Source organism: Pseudoalteromonas sp. SCSIO 43201, assembly GCF_023716725.1.
Taxonomy (GTDB): Bacteria; Pseudomonadota; Gammaproteobacteria; order Enterobacterales; family Alteromonadaceae; genus Pseudoalteromonas; species Pseudoalteromonas peptidolytica.
Genome location: NZ_CP072683.1, coordinates 963,746 through 985,704 on the forward strand (window position 1 = coordinate 963,746; position 21,959 = coordinate 985,704).

Genomic DNA, 21,959 nt, shown 5'->3' on the forward strand with positions numbered 1-21,959 from the left:
TGTGTAGCACTAGATTATTACCGACACGATTCACAATCAGCAGGGGAAATTATGGTTTCACGTCGAGGGTTTTTAAGGGGGGCAGGCACCCTAGCATTTATTGGCCTTTCTAAAAGCGCATTTGGCAGAGTGCCACTATTAGATTTTAACACGATGATAGCTGGGTATGGACCGTTGATCACTGACCCCAATGGCTTACTCGATTTGCCCCAAGGTTTCAGTTATCAAATAGTATCAAGCCTTGGGGATGAAATGTCCGATGGTTTTACTGTACCAGATAAAGCCGATGGTATGGGCTGTATTGCTTTAGATGAAGAGCGGGTTGCATTGATCCGCAATCATGAATTGAAACCAACAGATTTAGCAAAAGCCGATAATAGTATTCGCCAACATAAAAGTGATCTTGCTTTTGATACAAATGGCTCAGGCATCGCGCTTCCAGGTGGCACAAGTCATATTGTCTATAACCTAAAAACACGTCAAAAAGAACAAGAATATTTATCCTTGGTTGGCACTATTCGCAACTGCTCTGGTGGAATAACGCCTTGGGGGAGTTGGCTTACTTGTGAAGAAACAACTGCAACTAAAAATGATGGTTTTACACAAGATCACGGATATATTTTTGAAGTACCAGCGACTGCAAAGGGTTTAATTAAGCCACAACCTCTAAAAGCAATGGGGCGGTTTAATCATGAAGCTGCTGCTGTTGATCCCAAAACAGGTATTGTTTATCTCACGGAAGACCGGGGAGACAGTGTGTTTTACCGCTTTATTCCAAACGAAAAAGCAAAGCTTCACAAAGGCGGGAAACTACAAGCGTTGGTTGTGAAAGAAAGCCCGCAATTTGATAGTCGAAATTGGAATAAAAAAGCGATGCCACTTCATCAGGAGTTTATCGTTGAGTGGATAGATTTGGACGACCCGCAAAGTGCTAAAGACGATTTACGGATCCGTGCTTATCGAAGTGGAGCAGCGTTATTTGCTCGAGGTGAAGGGATCCATTGGGGTGAAAAAGAACTGTATTTCTGCTGCACCAATGGTGGGAAAAAGCAGCTAGGGCAAGTGATGAAATATCAGCCATCTGAATTTGAAGGGACAGAAAAAGAACATCTCAGTCCAGGAAAGCTATCTTTATTTGTGGAAAGCACTAGCCAGTCTCTCTATAACTTTGGTGATAATCTCACTGTATCACCAAAAGGTCATTTAATTGTGTGTGAGGATCAGTACTCGGATATTGTAAATAACTACCTAAGAGGAGTGACACCAAATGGTGAACTTTACAATTTTGCTAGATTAACCAAGCAAACTGAACTTGCAGGCGCTTGTTTTTCACCAGATGGAGGTACGTTATTTGTCAATGTCTACTCACCAACTACGACACTAGCGATTGTTGGACCTTGGGAGTGCTTCAATGAATCCAGTACATAATTAACTTGTTTGGACAATTTAAATTATCTTTTGGTGTGGTTACACTGGTGAGGAATATGACAACACCAAAATAACGAGTGCAGTATGACAACAATATTCCAAGCACCTCAAGCGGTGGTGATGATCCGCCCACACCATTTCACTTCAAACCCCCAAACCATGCAAGATAACGCTTTTCAGCAAGCTTGTAGCGAAAACAACCCTAACAATAGAGCTTATGTTGAGGTCAGTAACGCAGTGCACACGTTAGAATTAGCTGGCGTGAAAGTGCACTTATTTGAGGACACCTCTACGAAGACTCCTGATTCAGTATTTCCTAACAATTGGTTTTCGACTCATAGTGATGGTCAATTGACGATTTATCCTATGTATGCACCAAATCGACGGCTTGAAGTGCGCAGCGACATTATCGATTTTTTACGTGCTCAGTATCAGGTGACAAATATCAATGACTATAGTCATCTAACCGCTGAAGAAATATTCCTTGAAGGCACCGGCTCAATGGTTATCGACCATCAAACAAAAGTGGCCTATGCGGTAAAGTCTAAGCGCACCAACACAGATTTAGTTAATCAGGTTTGTCAGCAATTGGGGCTACAAGCCGAGATATTTAATGCCTATGATAAAAACCAAGTATCGGTTTATCACACTAATGTCTTAATGTGTGTTGCGACCGACTTCGCCATGATATGTCTAGATATGGTGCCTGAACATCAGCGGACAAAACTTGTTGCCTGTTTAACGCAAAGCGGTCACACGCTAATTGAGCTATCTTATGAGCAAATCCAACATTTTTGTGGCAACGCAATTGAGTTGCAAGGGAGCACCGGTCGCATACTTGCGCTTTCTACTACGGCTTATCGGGCGCTATTACCAGAGCAAATTACTGCCATTGAAAAGTCAGCTAAGCTAGTTGCTATTGATATACCGACAATTGAAGCCGCAGGTGGCTCGGTGCGTTGTATGATTGCTGGAGTCCATTTAAATAACCGTTAAAAAATACTAGATAAATGGCAAATAATAATAAAATAGGAACCGCCTATGTTTGAAAGTGCAGTTAAGAGTATCAATGGGCTCTTATGGGGAGAAGGCCAGATACTTATTTATATCCTGTTATTTGCAGGGTTCTGGTTCACTATTCTTTTGCGAGGAATACAAGTGGTTAAATTTCGCCACATGTTTAGCCTATTAAAAGGCAGTAGCAAAGGCGATAAAGATAATATCAGTTCTTTTCAAGCATTATGTACCGGGCTATCCGCAAGGGTCGGTACTGGGAACTTGGCAGGTGTGGCGGTCGCTATTTCTCTTGGCGGTAGTGGCGCTATATTTTGGATGTGGATGATAGCTATTTTGGGGATGGCAACCGGTTTTGCTGAAAGTGTGCTTGGTCAAGTCTATAAAGTACGTGATAGTCAAGGCGAATTTAGAGGAGGCCCTGCCTATTATATCCAAATGGGGCTAGGTAGTAGGGCACTGGCCATATGCTTCGCACTGTGTTTGTTTTTGGGCTACGGCTTTACCTTCAGCGCAATGCAAACGAACACCATTACCGACGCGCTTAATTACGCATTTAATATCCCAACTGGGTACTCGGGTATTGTGATCACTGTACTTGCAGGTGCAATCATCCTTGGTGGCTTTAAAGCGATTGCTCGATTTGCCGAAAAAGTGGTGCCCGTAATGGGATTAGTCTTTGTGCTCGTTGCCATCGTCATCACAGTGATAAATTACTCGCAAGTGCCGGGCATGCTGTTAGATATTTTGCGCAGTGCTTTTGGTTTGCAAGAAGCGGGAGCTGGCGCTCTTGGTGCAGCCATTAAAAATGGCATTCAGCGCGGCCTTTATTCAAATGAGGCTGGAGCGGGAAGTGTGCCGCACGCGTCAGCCAGTGCGACACCGATACCCAACCACCCTGTGACTCAAGGTTATATTCAAATGCTAGGGGTCTTCTTTGATACAATCGTACTATGTAGCTGTACCGCTGTGATAATTCTCTTAGCCGATATCGATATCGGCAGTGAGATGGAAGGTATACGCCTAACACAATCTGCGATGACATCCCACTTTGCCGCAGGGGGCGTGTATTTTGTCGCGGCAGCAATCACTTTATTTGCTTTTACTTCCGTAGTAGCAAATTATGCCTACGCTGAAAGTAACTTACATTTATTCCATTTAGATAATAAAGTTGGTCGTTCAATCTATACCGCGTGTTACTTATGTATGATGCTTTGGGGCGCCTCTGCGACACTTAAGCAAGTGTGGGATCTAGCTGACATTGCACTAGGGTTAATGACCGTAGTTAACGTCATCGCGATTGTCCGCCTTACGCCTACTATTTTGGCGGTTACAACCGATTACCATAGTCAAAGTATGAAAGGTAAAGCACCGGTATTTGACACCAAAAAGGTAAAAATACAAGGAGTAACCGAGTCAGGAGTTTGGGATAATAGTCGTGAGAATCACTCAGCTTAAAACGTTGAAAGAAGGGTTATGGAGGGCTTTTTACCCCAGTTTATTCACAGGAGTTTTGAAGTAAAAGTGTTGTTATATTTTCTATCATTTACTCTATTTAATTTTTTTATATTCAGTGTATACTGCCGCGCGCTTTTTATTTCAATATTTTAAATTAAATATTGCTCTTTTTTTAATCTGTAAATTTTGATGTGATAATGAAAATAAAACTATTTGGATTGGTATTACTATCCTTACCTATTTATGCAGAAGCTGAGATCAACGTATACTCAGAAGCACTTATTGGTAAAGCCAATAGTGAACTTTATGCGAAGGACGACTTTGACGGAAGTAAGCGCGCGTCATCTGCCATGTCTGATTCATTTGGACTTAGACTGGGTTTCGAGCTTACCGAGCAGTTAGCTCTTGAAATCTCTAAACACTATCATGGGGAAGCACCTGCCGAATATACAGTTCATAGGTCTACCACAATCCCTGGAAGTAATGAGGGTCCCTTTACAACTTCATATAACGTTGTCTTGCCTATTGATACTGAATCTCTAAGACTTGGAGTTAAGGGTAAGATAGCGTTGTCTAACAAAGTTAATGCGAATATAAGAGTGGGAATTGCACACTGGAAATACAAAGATGTGCTCCCCGCACAATTAGTTTCTCCAGATAATACCGGCTCAGGTGATAGTGGTAATGATATTTATACTGCTGTAGGATTTAATTATCAACTTACAGACAATCTCTATGCAGGTTTAGAATACGCCCTTATAAATATTAAAGAGTCGCAAGAATATGAGTATGGGGGCATCGTTAAGTATGAGCATAATTTACACGAATTATCCATAGTGCTCGGTTGGGCTTTTTAAACCGCAGATTCTCGTCGCTGAGAAATTAGCGTCAGGGATCTATTTAAAATTGGTCAAATTGATTGGTTTTGTATCATCTATTTTGGTAATCGGGTTTGGGCTCTTCTCAATGATGAGATTACCCAAACCCAGCGATGATTAGCTATCACCAGCCATCGTAGCGCTTTCTACGAGATAAAAATAGTGTCAGGATCACACCGATAATGATGCCACTAATCCCGATGATACCTCCGTAAGTCAGCAGCTGGTGCTGTTCTTTTTGGACTTTTTGCTGCTGTGACAAGCGTTCATCTTGAAGTTGCTGTTCAAGTCCGGAAATGGTCTCTTGTAACGCTACGTTTTCGGCAAGTAAATTGGTATTATTTTGTTGTAAGATGGGCAGTTGTTGCTGAGCGTCATTGAGCGCTGTTTGAGTATCAACCAGCGTTTGATTCAGGTTCTCAAGCTGTTGTTTTAGTCCGGCCTCAGTGGTAATGAACTTACTCTCTACCCAGCCTTCTCTTTCCTTGTCATCTTTAATTTGGACAAATCCATCTTCAGCGCCACTAAGTATAGTGATTGGTGTGCCTGCATCCACAGAGCCTAAAATCCGATAATTTTTACTTGGACCTGTGTGCATGAAAATATAAAGATTGTCACTTATATAGCCATTTGGCTGCGGTGGGTTTGCTGGGGTAGTGTCGGCAGGCTCTTCAGCAAAAATGGTAAAGCTTATTAAGAGCAGGCTCGCAATGATAAATTGCTTAAGGTTGAACATGCGTGGGCCTTTTATTCTTAGGGTGGTAAAGTTTACAAAATAGTAGGGATTTCACAGCTTAATAGCAAGGCTTTGTTTATTTTGAATAAGCCGAAATAATTGATTACATACTGGAAATTACTAAAGCGTGAGAGCTAAGCTTACGTATCAAAAATCCCGACATTTAGCGAATTTATCCAAACTATTTGTTGATTTAGCACATATTTAGCGGGATTTTCATCAGATAAAAAGATTGCAAACTCGGCTTCCTTTGTATATTTTGATCTTCCCGTAGACAAATAGGTAAAACACTGCCCTAATGGACACTGAAATAGAACTGAAATTCTTGGTTTCAGATAATGAAGTTCCGCTGATCCCTGCACTTCTCACACAGTTTGCAAAAACGGTCACCAACAAACCCGCTAAAAATTTAACGAATGCTTACTTTGATACGCCCAATCGTGAATTACGAGCGCTAGATATTGGTTTAAGAACTCGTTGTTGTAACGATGAGTGTGAACAAACAATTAAACTTGCAGGAGAGGTTGTTGGTGGGTTACATCAGCGGCCTGAATATAACTTACCTATTCAGTCAGGGCGTCCAGACTTACATGCTTTTGATGTTAACATTTGGCCTCATGGCATGCAGTTGGAATCCATTGCACAGAATATATTCCCGATCTTCAGTACTAATTTTATTCGTCGTACATGGCTATTGGAGACGGATTCTGGTACTAAGATAGAAGCGGTATTAGATAAAGGCGAGATCGCCGCGAACGGCCAAATTGAGCCAATCAATGAGCTCGAGATAGAATTAATTGAGGGACATAAAGAGGATTTATTTCTTTTGGCTGATCACCTGATAAAACAAGCAGGCATGCGCTTAGGGTTATACTCTAAAGCAGCTAGAGGTTATCGAATAGCGGACGACAAGCCGCTGAAACCAAATAAATTTATAGGTTTTGTCCCTCTTAAATCTCAAGCGACGCAAGAGCAAGCACTCATCGCGACGGTAAGCTACGGGATCCAATTTGTACAAAAGCATGAACAGTGTTATTTCAATAAACCGAGCTTAAAAACACTTAAGCGAGTCATTGATGGCATTTCACTTATTCGTCATGCGTTTTGGCTATTTGATGATATCGTGGATAAAAGCTTAACTGAGAGTATTCGCAATGAGTTGAAGTGGTTGTTGTCAGAGTTGGCTTGGGTTGAGAATGCCATCCACCTTAAAACTTATACTTCAAAGCGTCATGCTTATTATAAAAAGCTAAATCAATTTCCTGAGTTAGCTCATGTGATCACCGATTTACGGGATGTACAGCCAACACCGACAGACATTGAAGACTTATTTCATTGTACCCGTTATAACCGGTTGATCCTCTCGTTGACGCGCTGGTTGGTTGATAGAGCTTGGCGTAAAAATTGGGATCAAAAGGCACTGAGCGCAGCGCAGCTGCCAGTTACTGATATTGCTAATCAACTTTTTGATAAAGATTGGCAAGCGTTGAAAAGCCTGTTGCCGCAAGAAAAAACGCTATCAGAATATGATTACTTACAAGTAAGAGCAAAACTAGAAAACACGCTGCTTAGTGGCAATTGCCTAGGCAAACTTTACGATAAAGAAGCACGCAAAGCATTTAGAACGCCATGGATTGATGTGGTGTATGGCATCTATGAACTTGAAACCTTGGCTTATTTGCATCAACTTTGCCAAAACCAAAATTCTGACGCATTACAAGAAGTACAAGTGTGGCTAAAACAAAAATCTGATTTTTTAGTGAGTGCCATGGAACAAAGCCGGCAATCTTCAATGCTATCTGAACCTTATTGGTGTTGATTAAAAAGAGCGGGGCAACCCGCTTTTTTTAATGTGTACTGTCATGCATACTCCCTTTAAACTAAACCGACTTGAGCGACAATTAAAAAGGCAAAATGGTGTCATATATTAAAATAACTTTGCTTTGGATATGTGTGTTGTTAGCACCATTTAGTCAAGCAAATGAACGTTTATATGAAGTTTTCATCAAAGAGCTTCAGCAAAAAGAAACTCGCGAGCAAGCTCTGCAAAAAGTTGATTTGGTGCTTGAATCGACTCTTGCGCCTGAAGAAATAGCAGAGGTACACCATAAAGTAACCGTCGCATTAAAAAATGATTTTAAATTAGAGGATGCGCACCGCTGGGCTGAGCGCTTCAAGCAAATATTGCTTACGTATCATTTGCCACAATATGAGGCAAAGTACTCGTTGACCTATGGGGACCTCATGCTCAAAGAGGGGAAGTTCAGCGATGCGATTAGCTATTTAGACTTAGCTGTGTCTCAGCTATCTGCACTTAATATGCATCGGTTGTTATGCCATGCTTATCGGTTCCGTGCGGGTGCTTACAAAAATAATGGTAGTTATAAAGATGCCATAGAGAGTTATGAGTTATCGATTGAAGTGGCAAAAAAATATGAGTTTGCGGATTTACAGGTTTCGTCTATCACCCAATTAGCTGACGTATATTCCGACCTTTCTTTACCAGATAAAGCACTTAAATTATTGCAGCAGTCCATTGCGGTGTTGAAAAGCCAACAACACCAAAATACGTCACTACTTGCCCAAGTTTACTATAACCTAGGTGGAGCCCATCAGGTGATTGGGGATCACGAGAAGTCCCTTCAAGCCTATCAAACAGCCTATAATTACGACCTTGAAAGTGGAGCTGTAGTTTACTCGGCTTATACCTTGATCCGTATCGGTCGTGAGCAAATCAAACTTAAGCGCTTTGATGAAGCGCAAGCATCGTTTGAAAAGGCTTACGAAATTTTCGAGTCTCATAAACATACCAGAAATCAAGGTTGGGCCAAGAGCAACCTTGCTGAGCTTAAGCTCAAAGAAGGTAATAAAACAAAAGCCAAAGTATTTGTTGAGCAGGCACTTGAGCTTATCGACCCTATCCAAAGTAAAGTTCTTTATCAAGAAACGATGACAACGTATGCACAAATTGTGTTGCCAGAGCGTGCTGAATTTTTTATTGAAAGCATGAAGCAGATCGTTGCTGAAGAAGAAGCATATCTTGGCCTCAAAGAAACCGCATTGCGTGTCTTAAAAGACGCTTATAGTGCACAAGGTGACTTTGAATCCGCGCTTAACTATCAGTTGCAATATACCGAATCCAAGATCTCTCAGTTAGAAAAAGAAGCTAGCCAAAAAGCGCTTGCTTATCAATTGGATACAGAGTATCAGAAAAACCAATTTGAGTTACAGAGTCTAAAAACACAACGTGAGGTTGAGCTTGCCGAGCAGCGCATCCAGCAAATTGTTACGGCAGCCGGAGTCGGTGTTTTAATTATTTTCTTGAGTGCGTTTTTATTACTAGCGAGAAACAAACGTCGTGCACTGGAGCTGGAAAAACAATTACTCAACAAAGCTTTGGATTTAAAACAGCAACTGCTTGCTGATATATCCCACGAATTGAGAACGCCGCTTACTGTACTTAAACTACATATTGAATCATTGGAACATAATTTGGTGGAAAACCCAAAGCAGAGCTACAAAGTGCTTAACCGCCGCCTCGATACGCTTAACACTTTAATCAAAGATATTTACGAACTTGCGCAGGCCGATACTGGCAGTCTTAATCTTGCATTAGAGCGTGCCAATGCCAAACAAGCGTTTATTGGCTTTGTAGAAGATATTGATGATTTTGTGACGGATGAAGGGCTTGAATTTAACGCCAATATTGAACTTCCAGACGATCTGGAAATCGACATTGATGTAACAAGGCTGGCTCAAGTATTTAATAACTTAGCTCGCAATAGCGTAAATTATACCGACAAGCCAGGTGAAGTTTCCGTGGATATTGGCTATCGGAATCAGCAACTCTACTGTGTCATTGAAGATTCAAGTCCTGGAGTGGACGATGAAGCTTTAGGGCGTTTGTTTGAGCGCTTGTTCCGGTGTGATAAGTCTCGTAGTCGAGATCTTGGTGGTTCAGGTCTGGGTTTATCCATTTGCCAAAAGTTGGTTGACTTGCACGGTGGCAATATCACAGTAGCGCACAGCGAATTAGGCGGGCTGAAAGTGAGTGTTATTATACCTTGTGGGTAATGTTAGTCTATCTTTACCTAGAGCTAGGTAGTACAGATAAGAACGATTTTATATCGCGATTTAGTAAAGTCTCGCCACATAAAGTGGCTCCTACCTGAGTTTATAGACTGAATGTAGGAGCGATTTTACATCGCGATTTAGTAAAGTCTCGCCGCATAAAGCAGCTTCCCGCCAGAGGTTATACATAATATGTAGGAGCGGTTTTATACCGCGATTTAATAAAATCTCACCACATAAAGTGGCGCCAACCTGAGTTTATACACTGCATGTGGGAGCGATTTTACATCGCGATTTAGTAAATTCTCGCCACATAAAGTGGCTCCTACCAGAGTTTATACACTGCATGTAAGCGGTTTTATATCGCGATTTAATAAAATCTCACCACATAAAGTGGCGCCGACCTGAGTTACATACTGCATGTAGGAGCGATTTTACATCGCGATTTAGTAAATTCTCACCACATAAAGTGGCTCCTACCAGAGTTTATACACTGCATGTAAGCGGTTTTATATCGCGATTTAATAAAATCTCACCACATAAAGTGGCGCCGACCTGAGTTACATACTGCATGTAGGAGCGATTTTATATCGCGATATAGCACAAAATCTCACCACATAAAGTGGCGCCGACCTGAGTTTATACACTGCATGTGGGAGCGATTTTACATCGCGATATAGCACAAAAGCTCGTCGCATAAAGCAGCTTCCCGCCAGAGGTTATACATAATATGTAGGAGCGATTTTACATCGCGACAGGCGCAACACCGCAACTATAAAAAGTTGCGTTCAAACCGTTTAAGCACAATAGGTTTGACCTTTGCAGTGGTCAATATTAATACAATAAAAGCGATGATAAACCAGATAGGGCGATTACCATGCTCTGCATACCAGCTCACTCCATTAATTAGCTTCACATCAGTTTTCAGTGTATTCGCTTCGAATTGTGGAATGACATGCTGAACTTTACTAAGTGGATCGTACACACCAGTTATACCATTGTTCGTTACCCGGACTAATGGACGCTGCAGTTCTAAGGCACGCATGCGAGCGATCTGCATATGCTGATGTGGACCATGGGAGTCACCAAACCAAGCGTCATTACTCACAGTAAAAAGGATATCTGACTCCGCTGTAAAGTTGCCCCTTACCAACTCGCTAAACGCAATTTCGTAGCAAATTGCGGGTAGTACATGTAAGCCATTTGCAAGTAAATTAGGCTGTACCGCTTCACCTCGAGTAAACGACGACATCGCTAAGTTAAACAGAGGTGCGATAGGACGTAGTAGGTCTTCAAATGGTACAAACTCACCAATAGGTAGCAGCTGATGCTTTTGATAGCGGTTTTTGTGCAGATAGTGATATTGCCCTTCGCTATCTTCTTTTTCTTTTTTACCAAGCGTTATCAGCGTATTGTACGCAGTTCTAGTATCAAATTGATAATCGGGAATACCAGTAATCAAGGCTGTGCCGTTGAAGGCTGCGGCTTTGTCTAGATTTTCTAAAAATGGATAAGCTATATCTTCAAATTCAGGAATAGCAGCTTCCGGCCACACAACTAGGTCAACGCCTTGCCAATTTGGCCTAGTCATATCTCGGTATTTAGACATGGTTGGCCAAAACTGCTCAGGCTCCCAACGTAGGCTTTGTTTGATATTACCTTGCACAAGCAAAGTGGTGACCTCGTCTCCTGAATATTTTAATGTGCCCTGAATTAAAGGAACACTGTAAAGCGCTGAAATACCCAAAAAACTTACAATAGCTAGATATATAGCGCGTTGTTTAAGTAAGTAATACAGGCTAGTTACCACTAGAATAATTAATAATGTCAGGCCAAACTCACCAACCCAAGGAGCTAAAGTATTCAGTGGTGAGTCTGTTAAGGTGTAGCCAAATCTAAGCCACGGAAAGCCCGTTAATAGGTGAGCACGTAACCATTCAGTAATCGCAAAGCCAGCAATAAGGGCGAGCACCCGTTGCCATGGTGTGTGAGTAAAGTAGCTGGCAAAAATAAATGCTAATGTTGGGTAGAGCGCCAAGTAAGCACAAAGTAGCGCCATTAACAGTACAGAGATCGCTAAAGGAAGACCTCCAAATTCGGCAATAGAGACATGTACCCAGCTGATACCAAGGGCAAACCAGCCAAAACCAAATAGAAAGCCATATTTAGCCGCAAGTTTTGGAACAGGCTTATCGGTAAGCCAAACAGCGATAAGCAAGCTCGCAAAGACAACGGGCCAAACACCAAAAGGGGAGTAAGCAAAAGTAAGTGCACAGCCAGAAAAGAGTGCTAGCCATGCGAACTTATCTTTTGCGAGGTTACTCAGGTTAGATACTAGAGTCTTCAACATGTTCAGATTTAGGCACACTTACTTGAATTTGTAAGATCCTCCGGTTGTCGGAGTTAGTAACCTTAAACTGAAGGGGATCTATGTCTATGGTTTCACCGCGGCTTGGCATGTGGCCAAACGCATGAAGAATGATACCACCAATGGTATCTGCTTCTTGGGTATCGTAGCTGGTTTTGAAAAACTCGTTAAATTCATCCAAAGGTGTAAGAGCTTGTACGGTATAAACATGTTTGGATAGCTGACGAATATCCTGTTGTTCTTCGTCGTCATCATGTTCATCTTCTATTTCACCAACAATGGTCTCAAGAATATCTTCAATGGTAACCAGCCCAGATACACCGCCGTATTCATCAATCACGATAGCCATATGGTAGCGCTTTTGACGAAATTCGTTGAGTAACGTATCAACACGTTTACTTTCAGGCACGACTACGGCTGGACGCAGATAATCACGGAGACTTGGCAAATCGCTCTGTTCACGCAAAATCAAAGGTAAGAGATCTTTGGCAAGTAAGATGCCCTCCACGTGGTCTTTATCCTCACAGATCACCGGGAAACGTGAATGTGAAGATTCTACCATCATAGGCAGTTGAGCACTGAGCGGCTCATCCACATCTAGTGTAATCATTTGTGAACGCGGGATCATGATATCGCGCACTTTCAGCTCTGATACACTGAGTACACCTTCCATCATGTCCTTGGTTTCTGGATCAATCAGCTGGCGCTCTTGCGCATCAGCAATGACCTCAGCCAGTTCTTCTTTATTTTGGGGTTCCCCTTGCAGCATCTGCGTGATGCGTCCCAGCCAGGTCTTGCCAGAAGAACCCTGACTACTTTGCGAGTTATCGTCGCTCATTAGTTGTGTCTGCTCCGTTATTTTAACAATCGTCTCTGTATGGATCTGCGATATGCAAAGAAGCGAGAATCTGCTTCTCTATTGTTTCCATTTCTACCGCGTCTTGTTCATTTATATGGTCAAATCCAAGTAAATGCAAGCAACCATGGATAACCATATGGGCGAAATGGTCATGAAAGGTTTTTTCTTGCTCTACGGATTCTTGGTATACCACTTGGGGACAGATAATTAAATCACCAATAAGTGGTAACTCGATCCCAGGTGGTGCATCAAATGGAAAAGATAATACATTAGTTGGCTTATCTTTGCCCCTGTACTGGCTATTTAGTTCTTGGCTTTCCTGCTCGTCAGCGATGCGAATCGTTAATTCTGCTTCTTCGCGAAATTGCGTTAATGCGTGTTCAGCCCATACTTGGAATTGTGCTTCGGATGGCAAGTTGTCAAACTCACAAGCCACTTGCAAATCTAGCATTAAGTCCATGGTTTATTCCTCAGAAGATTGCTGTTTTGCTTGTTGCTTTTCAGCTTTAGCAAAACGTTCTTGCTCTTCTTTCTTTTCATATGCTTCTACGATGCGAGCTACCACTGGGTGTCTAACTACATCGTGAGATTTGAAGAAATTAAATGAAATCTCCTCTACGTCATTGAGTACTTCAATGGCATGACGAAGACCAGAGCGCGCGCCGCGAGGTAAATCTATCTGCGTGATATCGCCGGTTATTACCGCCTTTGAATTGAATCCAATCCGAGTTAGAAACATTTTCATTTGCTCTGAGGTGGTATTTTGACTCTCATCTAAGATAATAAAAGCATCATTAAGTGTTCGACCACGCATATATGCCAAAGGTGCAACTTCGATGACGTTTTTTTCAATTAAACGCTCCACTTTTTCAAAGCCAAGCATCTCGAATAGTGCGTCATAGAGTGGACGAAGGTAAGGGTCGATTTTTTGTGTTAAATCACCTGGTAAGAAGCCTAACTTTTCACCTGCTTCAACCGCAGGGCGAGTAAGTAGAATACGACGGATCTCTTGTCGCTCTAACGCATCAACCGCTGCTGCAACCGCAAGGTAGGTTTTACCCGTACCGGCAGGGCCGACACCGAAGGTTATATCGTGTGTTAAGATATTGGCGACGTACTGGCTTTGATTTGGATTACGGGGCTTAACTACACCGCGACGAGTCTTAATATAGACTTCTTTATCCCACACGGTTGGAGCGTCTTGTTCCAGTACATTCGCTTCTGTGATTGCCAGATGAACCTGATCTGGCTCGATTTCTGTCATTTTTCCTTTCACAGGCTGAGTATCAACATATAGAGATTTTAGAATATCCACAGCAGCTTTTGCTGTTACTGCTTGCCCGGTCACTTTAAACCAATTGTCACGGTGGGCGATTTCAACTCCAAGGCGACGCTCTATTTGTTTTAAATTTTCGTCGAACGGACCACAAAGAGAGGAAAGGCGGTGGTTATCTGCGGGTTCTAAGTAAATTTCTATATTCTTAATCTGATTACTCAAAATGTCTTCCTATAAAAATGGCGCTAGCCGAAGCTAGCGCGCAATTTAAAAATGCTAGGGGGTAAAAGTACCAACACCTAATTCATTAATTTCAGGCTCTTGTGGCGCTTTGTTTAAGATATCCGCAGGTTTTACGTCACGACGTAAATCCATTTCAGCTTCAGTTCGGATAAGCTCACCACGTAACGAGTTTGGTAACGCCTCAGTAATACGTACATCGACGAATTGGCCGATCACAGAATGCGGGCCTTCGAAGTTTACAACGCGGTTATTTTCGGTTCTACCACGAAGCTCCATAGGGTTCTTCTTCGATGGACCTTCAACCAAGATACGTTGCTCGGTATCGTGCATTTTGCGGCTAATATCTTGCGCCATTTGGTTGATACGATTTTGTAGAATATACAGACGCTCTTTCTTTTCAGACTCAGCAACGTCATCTGGTAAATCCGCGGCAGGTGTACCTGGGCGTGCCGAGTAGATGAAACTAAAGCTCATATCAAAACCAATATCATTGATAAGGTTCATCGTTGCTTCGAAGTCTGCGTTTGATTCACCCGGGAAACCAATAATGAAATCTGAGGACATGCTTAAATTTGGACGGATTTTACGTAGCTTACGAATGGTTGATTTGTATTCAAGTGCGGTGTGACCACGCTTCATCAGGTTCAAAATACGGTCTGAGCCGCTTTGTACTGGCAAGTGTAAATGGTCAACAAGTTCAGGCACATCAGCGTACGCTTCAATAATATCCGGCGTAAATTCTACTGGGTGAGAAGTGGTATAACGAATACGATCGATACCGTCAATTGCAGCAACATAGCGTAGCAAGTCAGAGAAATAGCAGATTTCACCATCGTGCATTTCACCACGATACGCATTTACGTTTTGGCCTAATAGGTTTACCTCTCGCACGCCTTGTTCTGCAAGCTGAGCGACTTCTAAAATAACATCGTCTAACGGACGGCTAACCTCTTCACCGCGGGTATAGGGTACAACGCAGAACGTACAGTACTTAGAACACCCTTCCATAATCGACACAAATGCCGATGGACCTTCAGCTTTTGGCTCAGGTAAACGGTCAAACTTTTCTATTTCAGGGAACGAAATGTCGACAACAGAGCCTTCTTTACTCTGCACCTGCTTAATCATTTCCGGCAAGCGGTGTAAGGTTTGAGGACCAAACACGATATCAACAAATGGAGCACGTTGTCGAATTGTGTCACCTTCTTGCGATGCGACACAGCCACCTACGCCGATAACGAGATCTGGATTTGTGTCTTTTAATAGTTTCCAACGACCAAGTTGGTGAAATACTTTTTCCTGCGCCTTCTCACGAATCGAACAAGTATTGAGTAGGATCACATCAGCTTGTTCAGCTTCTTCTGTGAGCTGATAGCCATTTGTTGAATCCAAAAGATCCGCCATTTTCTGGGAGTCGTACTCATTCATTTGACAACCCCAGGTTTTAATATGCAGTTTTTTACTCATTTAAATATTGCCTCGTTTACAACTCGGTGTTTAGCACTACGCTTTCTCGGGCAGACGATACTGAAAGTGATATCATTATGCCTAAAGGACGCGTATTTTATATGACCTATCTTGTCAAGCCAAGTATAGATTTTAACTTTCAAAATGTGGATCAATACAGTGCGTTTTAAGCAAACATCTGTTTTTATATGCGTTACAATGCGCAAAGACTCTAATAACGGGAATATGGCATGAAAAACAAGGCTCTGATAGTGGGAGGCGGCATGGTAGGTGCTGCTTGTGCGGTGAAGTTAGCTAAGCAAGGTGTTGACGTTACCCTGATTGAACATGCACCGATATCACCTGACGTAGTGTTGGCAAGTGATAAGGTCGATATTCGGGTGTCGGCAATCAACCGTTTTTCGGAGCATTTATTAGATGAACTTGGCGCTATGCCGCTACTAAGAAATACCAGAGCAGCCGTTTACAAGCAGTTAGAAGCCTACGAGGATAAGCCTGGGCAATTACTCTTTGATTGTGAAGAATTAAATGCGTCACATTTAGGGCATTTAATTGAAAATAACTTGATCCAGGCTGCACTTTGGCAGCAGTTTTACGAATTTAATATTAAAGTAGTGTCGCCAGAGGGATTCCCTACTCACATAACCCGAGACAATGATTCAATTACAATCCATTATTCACAACAAAACTATACTGCTGATTTATTGATCGCAGCAGATGGTGGTCGCTCGGTCGTACGTCAATTGAGTGGCATTGGTGTTACTGGGTGGCAATATGATCAACATTGCATGGGGTTGCTCATTAAATTAGATGCGCCACAGCAAGAAAAAACATGGCAGCAATTTAAGCCATCTGGGCCTATTGCATTTCTGCCCATGCAGTACCCCTATGCCAATTTAATTTGGTATGACAATGGCAATAAACTCAAGATGTTGAAGCAATTAGACAAGCAAGCGTTAAAACAAGAAGTACAGTCCGCATTTTTTGAATTACCGGGTGATTTTGAGATTGAAGATGTCGCTGTGTTTCCACTTGCCAGACAGCACGCCAATGCTTATGTTGCCGAGCGAATAGTGTTAGTTGGCGATGCGGCGCACACTATTAACCCATTAGCGGGGCAGGGCGTAAACCTTGGCTTCAAAGACGTTGTAGCGCTTGCCCAAGCGTTGGATCCTAGTGAAGATATAGGTGACAGCGGTGCACTTAATCATTACGAATCTAAGCGTAGAAAAGACAATCTCTTGATGATGAGTATGATGGATGCGTGTTATTTTGGATTTTCAAATCAAGTCACACCACTAAAGCATCTACGAAACCTCGCGTTGAATGTAGCGAATAAAGCAGGGCCGCTAAAAAAAGAAGTACTTAAGCACGCCATGGGGGGCGTGGGCTTTTAATTTGTTTGTAAACATTCTAAGAAAAGGGCAAACAGGGATAAGAGCGGTCGCACAATCTTTCGCTTTGCCTTTAAATTCTACATCTTTGTAAAACCCTCTGGCTAGACAAGGAAACAACTAAGTTGTGCTTTAGTAACAATGAGTTGGAACATCCCTTATCGAAACCTCAGGTTAAAACGAGTTTATCGCGATGATAGTTTCATATTGTTCAGCAGTAACAATAGTTCTTAGGTTAGCAATAGCAGAATATTCGACATTATCGATGCAGTATTGATTGGATATATTATGAAGGGTATAAAAGATGATATAAATGGTGCGGAAAGAGAGACTTGAACTCTCACATCCGAAGATACTGGAACCTAAATCCAGCGCGTCTACCAATTCCGCCACTTCCGCACATTACATTTTTCTTAGCTGCATCTTAAAGAGATGGCTGGAGTACCAGGATTTGAACCTGGGAATGGCGGGATCAAAACCCGCTGCCTTACCGCTTGGCGATACTCCAGCAATAGAGGTAAGTTCAAATCTTATTTAGCCCAGATTTGATTTAGGCCACCTTACCGCTTCCACTTCGTGTCGAGACGATACCCAGCAATAGAGGTAAGTTCAAGTGTTTTTAATTCTACTTGAAAGAATATGGTGCGGAAAGAGAGACTTGAACTCTCACATCCGAAGATACTGGAACCTAAATCCAGCGCGTCTACCAATTCCGCCACTTCCGCAAATCTTTTAGCATTAGTTATTAGAACCTAAATCCAGCGTCTATATCAAGACAACTGCCAATTCCGTAACTTTCGCATTGTATTATCTGGAGTATTTGAAACGTAAATCCAGCGTCTATTTCAAGACATCTGCCAATTTCTCAACTTCAGAATGTTGGCTGGAGTACCAGGATTTGAACCTGGGAATGGCGGGATCAAAACCCGCTGCCTTACCGCTTGGCGATACTCCAACGAAATAAAATCTTTTTTAGTTCTGACTTAAAAGAACATGGTGCGGAAAGAGAGACTTGAACTCTCACATCCGAAGATACTGGAACCTAAATCCAGCGCGTCTACCAATTCCGCCACTTCCGCAAATCTTTTTGCATTGGTTATTGGAACCTAAATCAAGAGTCTACATCTAGACAACTGCTAATTCCGCTACTTCTGCATTTAAAGAATGGTGGCTATGCCCTGATTTGAACAGGGGACCCCATCATTATGAGTGATGTGCTCTAACCAGCTGAGCTACATAGCCATTGGCTGGAGTACCAGGATTTGAACCTGGGAATGGCGGGATCAAAACCCGCTGCCTTACCGCTTGGCGATACTCCAACGAAAACTTGATTATTTTAGTTCTAATCGAGAACATGGTGCGGAAAGAGAGACTTGAACTCTCACACCCGAAGGTACTGGAACCTAAATCCAGCGCGTCTACCAATTCCGCCACTTCCGCATTGTTGGCTGGAGTACCAGGATTTGAACCTGGGAATGGCGGGATCAAAACCCGCTGCCTTACCGCTTGGCGATACTCCAACGAAAACTCAAATCTAACTTAAATTGTTGAACCCAGGATTTGAATCTGGGGGGGATGAGTGAGGGATCAAAACCTCTCTCTTCTCTGCCTTACCGCTTGGCGATACTCCAACGAAATAAAATCTCTTTTAGTTCTGATTTAAAAGAACATGGTGCGGAAAGAGAGACTTGAACTCTCACATCCGAAGATACTGGAACCTAAATCCAGCGCGTCTACCAATTCCGCCACTTCCGCACATCTTTTTGCTAGCTAGATGAGTTTTGGTAGTAGTTAAAATATGGTGGCTATGCCCTGATTTGAACAGGGGACCCCATCATTATGAGTGATGTGCTCTAACCAGCTGAGCTACATAGCCATCTTTTTAACTTCTCATCATCGCTGATGCGGGGCGTATTATGCGTATATGCCCCCAAGCCGTCAACACCTTTTTTGCAAAAAATCAGTTATCACAGTTTATTTGCAGATAAATTAAGCGAAACGGCCTGTTTTTATATCAAATCCTAAGGGGGGATTGCAAATCTTTAACAATGCCGATTGAATTTTAAGCTAGGGTATTGTGTAAAACAGGTTGCGAGAAAGACATCAATTACCCAAAGCAGTAGTTATTTAGCGAGATAGTCTGATCTCACATTAATTTTTTCGGGTTTAGGAAACAAAAAAGGAGCCGAAGCTCCTTTTTATGGTATGTCGTATCGCTAAAACGTTTACACGTTAAATAAGAAGTTCATCACATCGCCATCTTTAACGATGTATTCTTTACCTTCCTGACGCATTTTGCCTGCATCTTTTGCACCAGACTCACCACGGAATTCGATGTAGTCATCAAAACCGATAGTTTGTGCACGGATGAAGCCACGTTCAAAGTCTGTATGGATCTTACCTGCGGCTTGTGGTGCTGTTGCACCAACGGGGATAGTCCATGCACGCACTTCTTTAACACCTGCTGTAAAGTAAGTTTGCAGCTTCAATAGTTCATAACCACCACGGATAACGCGGTTAAGACCTGGCTCGTCAAGGCCTAAGTCGTCCATAAACTCTTTCTTGTCTTCTTCGTCAAGCTCAGACAATTCAGCTTCAATCGCAGCACACACAGGAATGACAACGGCATCTTCAGCAGCTGCTATTTCACGTACTTTGTCAAGGAAAGGGTTGTTTTCAAAACCATCTTCATTAACGTTTGCAATATACATGGTTGGCTTGATAGTCAAGAAGTTTAAGTAGCTGATTGCTGCCGCTTCTTCCTTAGTTAACTCTAACGAACGAAGTGTTAGGCCCTCATCCAAGTGTGCTTTTACTTTTTCAAGTACCACAAGCTCAAACTTTGCGTCTTTGTCGCCACCTTTGGCTTTCTTAGCGTTACGCAATACAGCGCGGTCAGCCGCATCCATGTCCGCAAGCACCAACTCAGTATTGATAACGTCAATATCTTCAGCTGGATCAATTTGGCCTGCTACATGTACGATATTTTCGTTTTCGAAACAGCGTACAACGTGACCGATAGCATCGGTTTCACGAATGTTTGCTAAAAATTGGTTACCTAAACCTTCACCTTTGGATGCACCTTTAACCAAACCTGCAATATCCACAAACTCCATAGAGGTTGGGATAGTACGCTGAGGGTTGACGATTTCAGCTAGCTGATCAAGACGAGAATCTGGTACAGGTACTACGCCGGTATTCGGTTCGATAGTACAAAAAGGAAAGTTTGCGGCCTCAATGCCCGCTTTAGTCAACGCATTAAATAAAGTAGATTTACCTACGTTCGGTAAACCAACAATGCCACATTTAAAACCCATAGTGTTTATTCCTAAATTTCTACCGTATTATCTCAATCCACATTCGCGAACCGAGAAGCTTAGGTATGACTCAATTAAGTCGCAGCAGTGAACTGTTACGGTTTAAATGAATGTAGTCTATTTTGCGCCTTTAACACACCGTCTTTTGCGAGTATTTCCATACATCTGACTGCTTCATCAACAGCGGCCTCAATTTTTTCTTGATCCGCTTGTGGGGCTTTGCCTAAGACCCAACCAGTTACCTTGTCTCTGTGTCCTGGATGGCCAATTCCAACACGTAGTCGCATAAACTCTTTGTTGTTTGCCATTTTTGCTATGATGTCTTTTAGACCATTATGACCACCATGGCCGCCACCTTTTTTAAGTTTGGCAATACCGGGTTCAATATCCATTTCATCATGAGCAACGAGAATACTCTCAACGGGGATTTTATAAAAATTGGCAAGACTCGAGACTGCTTTACCACTCAAATTCATATAAGTAGTAGGGATCAGTAATTTAAACTCTTGATTGTTGATGAGCACTTTGCCAGTAAGGCCATGGTGCTTAGAGTCTGGTTTAAGGAGGCAGTTGTATCGTCTGGCTAGTTCTTCAATAAACCATGCGCCAGCATTATGACGGGTGTTTGCGTATTCGGGGCCTGGATTTGCCAGGCCCACAAGCATTTGAATATTATTCAAGGTGCTAACACCTGAATAATTACTCAGCTGCGTCTTCAGCAGACTCTTCAGCAGGAGCTGCTTTAGGAGCGTTTACTGAAACTACTGCTTGGTCGTGATCTGCACCTTTAGCAAGCTCAACTGACACAACACCTGCTGGAAGTGTGATATCAGATAGGTGTAGAGTTTCACCAGCAGCTACATTCGCTACGTCAACTTCGATGAACTCAGGAAGTCTTGCTGGTAGGCAAGTGATTTCGATTTCAGTTAGTTGGTGAACGATAGTGTTACCGCCTTTCGCTGCTTTTTCTTCATTGATGAAGTGAACAGGGATCTTAGTGTGTAGCTTCTGTGAAGCATCAACGCGTTGGAAGTCTAAGTGAGTGATCTTAGGCTTGTACGGGTGACGTTGGATATCTTTAAGAATTGCTTCAACAGACTCACCGCCGATGTTTAGCGTAAGGATGTGAGTGTAGAAACCTTCGTCTTCTTGCGCTTTTAATACTTTGTTGTGGTCAAGAGTTAGTGAAACTGCATCTTTACCAGCACCGTATAGGATTGCAGGAACTTTGTCAGCGCGACGTAGGCGGCGGCTCGCACCAGTACCTAGGTCAGAACGTACTTCAGCGTCTAATTTGTATACAGACATGGATGTCTCCAAAATAATTTAAGTTAATATGTCAGAGAGCTCGCGACCAAGCTCCCTGCCTAAAAAAGGCGCGCCAATATACCACTAACGCACCTGCAATGAAACCTATAAAACAAAAAAAGCACCAGAGGTGCTTTTTGAC

Annotated in this window: 16 protein-coding genes and 11 tRNA genes; 7 read left to right on the top strand and 20 right to left on the bottom strand. The window is 42.5% G+C overall.

All coding sequences use genetic code 11. The features are described 5' to 3' along the window. Positions 1–51 precede the first annotated feature (51 nt). The 4 genes from J8Z24_RS04090 (at position 52) to J8Z24_RS04105 (ending at position 4,757) form a co-directional block, all read left to right on the top strand. Positions 52–1,428 carry an alkaline phosphatase PhoX gene (locus tag J8Z24_RS04090; protein WP_252095323.1) on the top strand — a complete coding sequence of 459 codons (1,377 nt, stop codon included), beginning with the start codon at positions 52–54 and terminating at the stop codon, positions 1,426–1,428. A gap of 84 nt (positions 1,429–1,512) precedes the next feature. Beyond that, positions 1,513–2,424 (top strand): citrulline utilization hydrolase CtlX, encoded by a 912-nt coding sequence (ctlX, locus tag J8Z24_RS04095; RefSeq protein WP_176033839.1) that lies wholly within the window; start codon positions 1,513–1,515, stop codon positions 2,422–2,424. Positions 2,425–2,469: 45 nt separating this feature from the next. Then, positions 2,470–3,900 (top strand): alanine/glycine:cation symporter family protein, encoded by a 1,431-nt coding sequence (locus J8Z24_RS04100; RefSeq protein ID WP_176033838.1) that lies wholly within the window; start codon positions 2,470–2,472, stop codon positions 3,898–3,900. 197 nt (positions 3,901–4,097) lie between these two features. Beyond that, complete coding sequence (locus J8Z24_RS04105) at positions 4,098–4,757, top strand: outer membrane beta-barrel protein (protein WP_176033837.1); 660 nt, start codon at positions 4,098–4,100, stop codon at positions 4,755–4,757. Positions 4,758–4,902: 145 nt separating this feature from the next. Here J8Z24_RS04105 and J8Z24_RS04110 read toward each other — a convergent pair whose 3' ends face one another. Next, on the bottom strand, positions 4,903–5,514 hold the full coding sequence (locus J8Z24_RS04110; protein WP_225740757.1) for a TIGR04211 family SH3 domain-containing protein: 612 nt from the start codon (positions 5,512–5,514) through the stop codon (positions 4,903–4,905). A gap of 298 nt (positions 5,515–5,812) precedes the next feature. Here J8Z24_RS04110 and J8Z24_RS04115 point away from each other — a divergent pair, with 298 nt between their 5' ends. After that, positions 5,813–7,333, top strand: coding sequence for a CYTH and CHAD domain-containing protein (locus J8Z24_RS04115; RefSeq protein ID WP_252095324.1), 1,521 nt, complete (start codon positions 5,813–5,815; stop codon positions 7,331–7,333). Between the two features lie 134 nt (positions 7,334–7,467). Further along, positions 7,468–9,588, top strand: coding sequence for an ATP-binding protein (locus J8Z24_RS04120; protein ID WP_252095325.1), 2,121 nt, complete (start codon positions 7,468–7,470; stop codon positions 9,586–9,588). Between the two features lie 769 nt (positions 9,589–10,357). Here J8Z24_RS04120 and lnt read toward each other — a convergent pair. From lnt to miaB, 5 genes are read right to left on the bottom strand one after another with little or no spacing between them, the layout of a single operon-like run. Continuing rightward, the gene (gene lnt, locus J8Z24_RS04125; protein ID WP_252095326.1) at positions 10,358–11,935 is read right to left on the bottom strand and encodes an apolipoprotein N-acyltransferase; all 1,578 of its coding nucleotides are present in this window, start codon (positions 11,933–11,935) and stop codon (positions 10,358–10,360) included. Continuing rightward, positions 11,913–12,791 (bottom strand): CNNM family magnesium/cobalt transport protein CorC, encoded by an 879-nt coding sequence (gene corC / locus J8Z24_RS04130; RefSeq protein WP_147390297.1) that lies wholly within the window; start codon positions 12,789–12,791, stop codon positions 11,913–11,915. Before corC ends, lnt begins: the two co-directional genes overlap by 23 nt. A gap of 22 nt (positions 12,792–12,813) precedes the next feature. After that, positions 12,814–13,272: an rRNA maturation RNase YbeY gene (gene ybeY, locus J8Z24_RS04135; protein WP_176033872.1), complete on the bottom strand. Its 459-nt coding sequence runs from the start codon at positions 13,270–13,272 to the stop codon at positions 12,814–12,816. 3 nt (positions 13,273–13,275) lie between these two features. After that, positions 13,276–14,310: a PhoH family protein gene (locus tag J8Z24_RS04140; protein WP_125250454.1), complete on the bottom strand. Its 1,035-nt coding sequence runs from the start codon at positions 14,308–14,310 to the stop codon at positions 13,276–13,278. A gap of 54 nt (positions 14,311–14,364) precedes the next feature. After that, positions 14,365–15,798, bottom strand: coding sequence for a tRNA (N6-isopentenyl adenosine(37)-C2)-methylthiotransferase MiaB (miaB, locus tag J8Z24_RS04145; protein ID WP_125250453.1), 1,434 nt, complete (start codon positions 15,796–15,798; stop codon positions 14,365–14,367). A 230-nt stretch (positions 15,799–16,028) separates the two neighbouring features. Here miaB and J8Z24_RS04150 point away from each other — a divergent pair, with 230 nt between their 5' ends. Next, positions 16,029–17,195 carry an FAD-dependent oxidoreductase gene (locus tag J8Z24_RS04150; protein WP_252095327.1) on the top strand — a complete coding sequence of 389 codons (1,167 nt, stop codon included), beginning with the start codon at positions 16,029–16,031 and terminating at the stop codon, positions 17,193–17,195. Between the two features lie 311 nt (positions 17,196–17,506). On the opposite strand, the gene J8Z24_RS04155 is transcribed toward J8Z24_RS04150, so the two are convergent. From J8Z24_RS04155 to J8Z24_RS04220, 14 genes are all read right to left on the bottom strand, one after another. Next, a tRNA-Leu gene (locus J8Z24_RS04155) sits at positions 17,507–17,591 on the bottom strand. 34 nt (positions 17,592–17,625) lie between these two features. After that, positions 17,626–17,700, bottom strand: a tRNA-Gln gene (locus tag J8Z24_RS04160). Between the two features lie 132 nt (positions 17,701–17,832). Further along, positions 17,833–17,917, bottom strand: a tRNA-Leu gene (locus J8Z24_RS04165). 155 nt (positions 17,918–18,072) lie between these two features. Continuing rightward, a tRNA-Gln gene (locus J8Z24_RS04170) sits at positions 18,073–18,147 on the bottom strand. Positions 18,148–18,186: 39 nt separating this feature from the next. Then, positions 18,187–18,271 (bottom strand) — tRNA-Leu (locus J8Z24_RS04175). An 86-nt stretch (positions 18,272–18,357) separates the two neighbouring features. Beyond that, positions 18,358–18,434, bottom strand: a tRNA-Met gene (locus J8Z24_RS04180). A gap of 2 nt (positions 18,435–18,436) precedes the next feature. Beyond that, positions 18,437–18,511: transfer RNA gene (locus tag J8Z24_RS04185), tRNA-Gln, on the bottom strand. 36 nt (positions 18,512–18,547) lie between these two features. Continuing rightward, positions 18,548–18,632 (bottom strand) — tRNA-Leu (locus J8Z24_RS04190). Positions 18,633–18,637: 5 nt separating this feature from the next. Further along, a tRNA-Gln gene (locus tag J8Z24_RS04195) sits at positions 18,638–18,712 on the bottom strand. 150 nt (positions 18,713–18,862) lie between these two features. Further along, a tRNA-Leu gene (locus J8Z24_RS04200) sits at positions 18,863–18,947 on the bottom strand. Between the two features lie 44 nt (positions 18,948–18,991). Then, a tRNA-Met gene (locus tag J8Z24_RS04205) sits at positions 18,992–19,068 on the bottom strand. 349 nt (positions 19,069–19,417) lie between these two features. Then, on the bottom strand, positions 19,418–20,509 hold the full coding sequence (ychF, locus tag J8Z24_RS04210; RefSeq protein WP_125250451.1) for a redox-regulated ATPase YchF: 1,092 nt from the start codon (positions 20,507–20,509) through the stop codon (positions 19,418–19,420). A 95-nt stretch (positions 20,510–20,604) separates the two neighbouring features. Then, the gene (pth, locus tag J8Z24_RS04215) at positions 20,605–21,189 is read right to left on the bottom strand and encodes an aminoacyl-tRNA hydrolase (RefSeq protein WP_125250450.1); all 585 of its coding nucleotides are present in this window, start codon (positions 21,187–21,189) and stop codon (positions 20,605–20,607) included. Positions 21,190–21,208: 19 nt separating this feature from the next. Beyond that, positions 21,209–21,817 (bottom strand): 50S ribosomal protein L25/general stress protein Ctc, encoded by a 609-nt coding sequence (locus tag J8Z24_RS04220; RefSeq protein WP_125250449.1) that lies wholly within the window; start codon positions 21,815–21,817, stop codon positions 21,209–21,211. Between the last annotated feature and the right edge of the window lie 142 nt (positions 21,818–21,959).

Bases quoted from the DNA above. Each gene is read 5' to 3' on its own strand.
- miaB (WP_125250453.1), bottom strand. From the start codon at position 15,798: ATGAGTAAAAAACTGCATATTAAAACCTGGGGTTGTCAAATGAATGAG.
- corC (WP_147390297.1), bottom strand. From the start codon at position 12,791: ATGAGCGACGATAACTCGCAAAGTAGTCAGGGTTCTTCTGGCAAGACC.
- ybeY (WP_176033872.1), bottom strand. From the start codon at position 13,272: ATGGACTTAATGCTAGATTTGCAAGTGGCTTGTGAGTTTGACAACTTG.
- J8Z24_RS04150 (WP_252095327.1), top strand. From the start codon at position 16,029: ATGAAAAACAAGGCTCTGATAGTGGGAGGCGGCATGGTAGGTGCTGCT.
- J8Z24_RS04110 (WP_225740757.1), bottom strand. From the start codon at position 5,514: ATGTTCAACCTTAAGCAATTTATCATTGCGAGCCTGCTCTTAATAAGC.
- J8Z24_RS04105 (WP_176033837.1), top strand. From the start codon at position 4,098: ATGAAAATAAAACTATTTGGATTGGTATTACTATCCTTACCTATTTAT.
- J8Z24_RS04100 (WP_176033838.1), top strand. From the start codon at position 2,470: ATGTTTGAAAGTGCAGTTAAGAGTATCAATGGGCTCTTATGGGGAGAA.
- J8Z24_RS04220 (WP_125250449.1), bottom strand. From the start codon at position 21,817: ATGTCTGTATACAAATTAGACGCTGAAGTACGTTCTGACCTAGGTACT.
- J8Z24_RS04090 (WP_252095323.1), top strand. From the start codon at position 52: ATGGTTTCACGTCGAGGGTTTTTAAGGGGGGCAGGCACCCTAGCATTT.
- ychF (WP_125250451.1), bottom strand. From the start codon at position 20,509: ATGGGTTTTAAATGTGGCATTGTTGGTTTACCGAACGTAGGTAAATCT.
- lnt (WP_252095326.1), bottom strand. From the start codon at position 11,935: ATGTTGAAGACTCTAGTATCTAACCTGAGTAACCTCGCAAAAGATAAG.
- J8Z24_RS04115 (WP_252095324.1), top strand. From the start codon at position 5,813: ATGGACACTGAAATAGAACTGAAATTCTTGGTTTCAGATAATGAAGTT.
- ctlX (WP_176033839.1), top strand. From the start codon at position 1,513: ATGACAACAATATTCCAAGCACCTCAAGCGGTGGTGATGATCCGCCCA.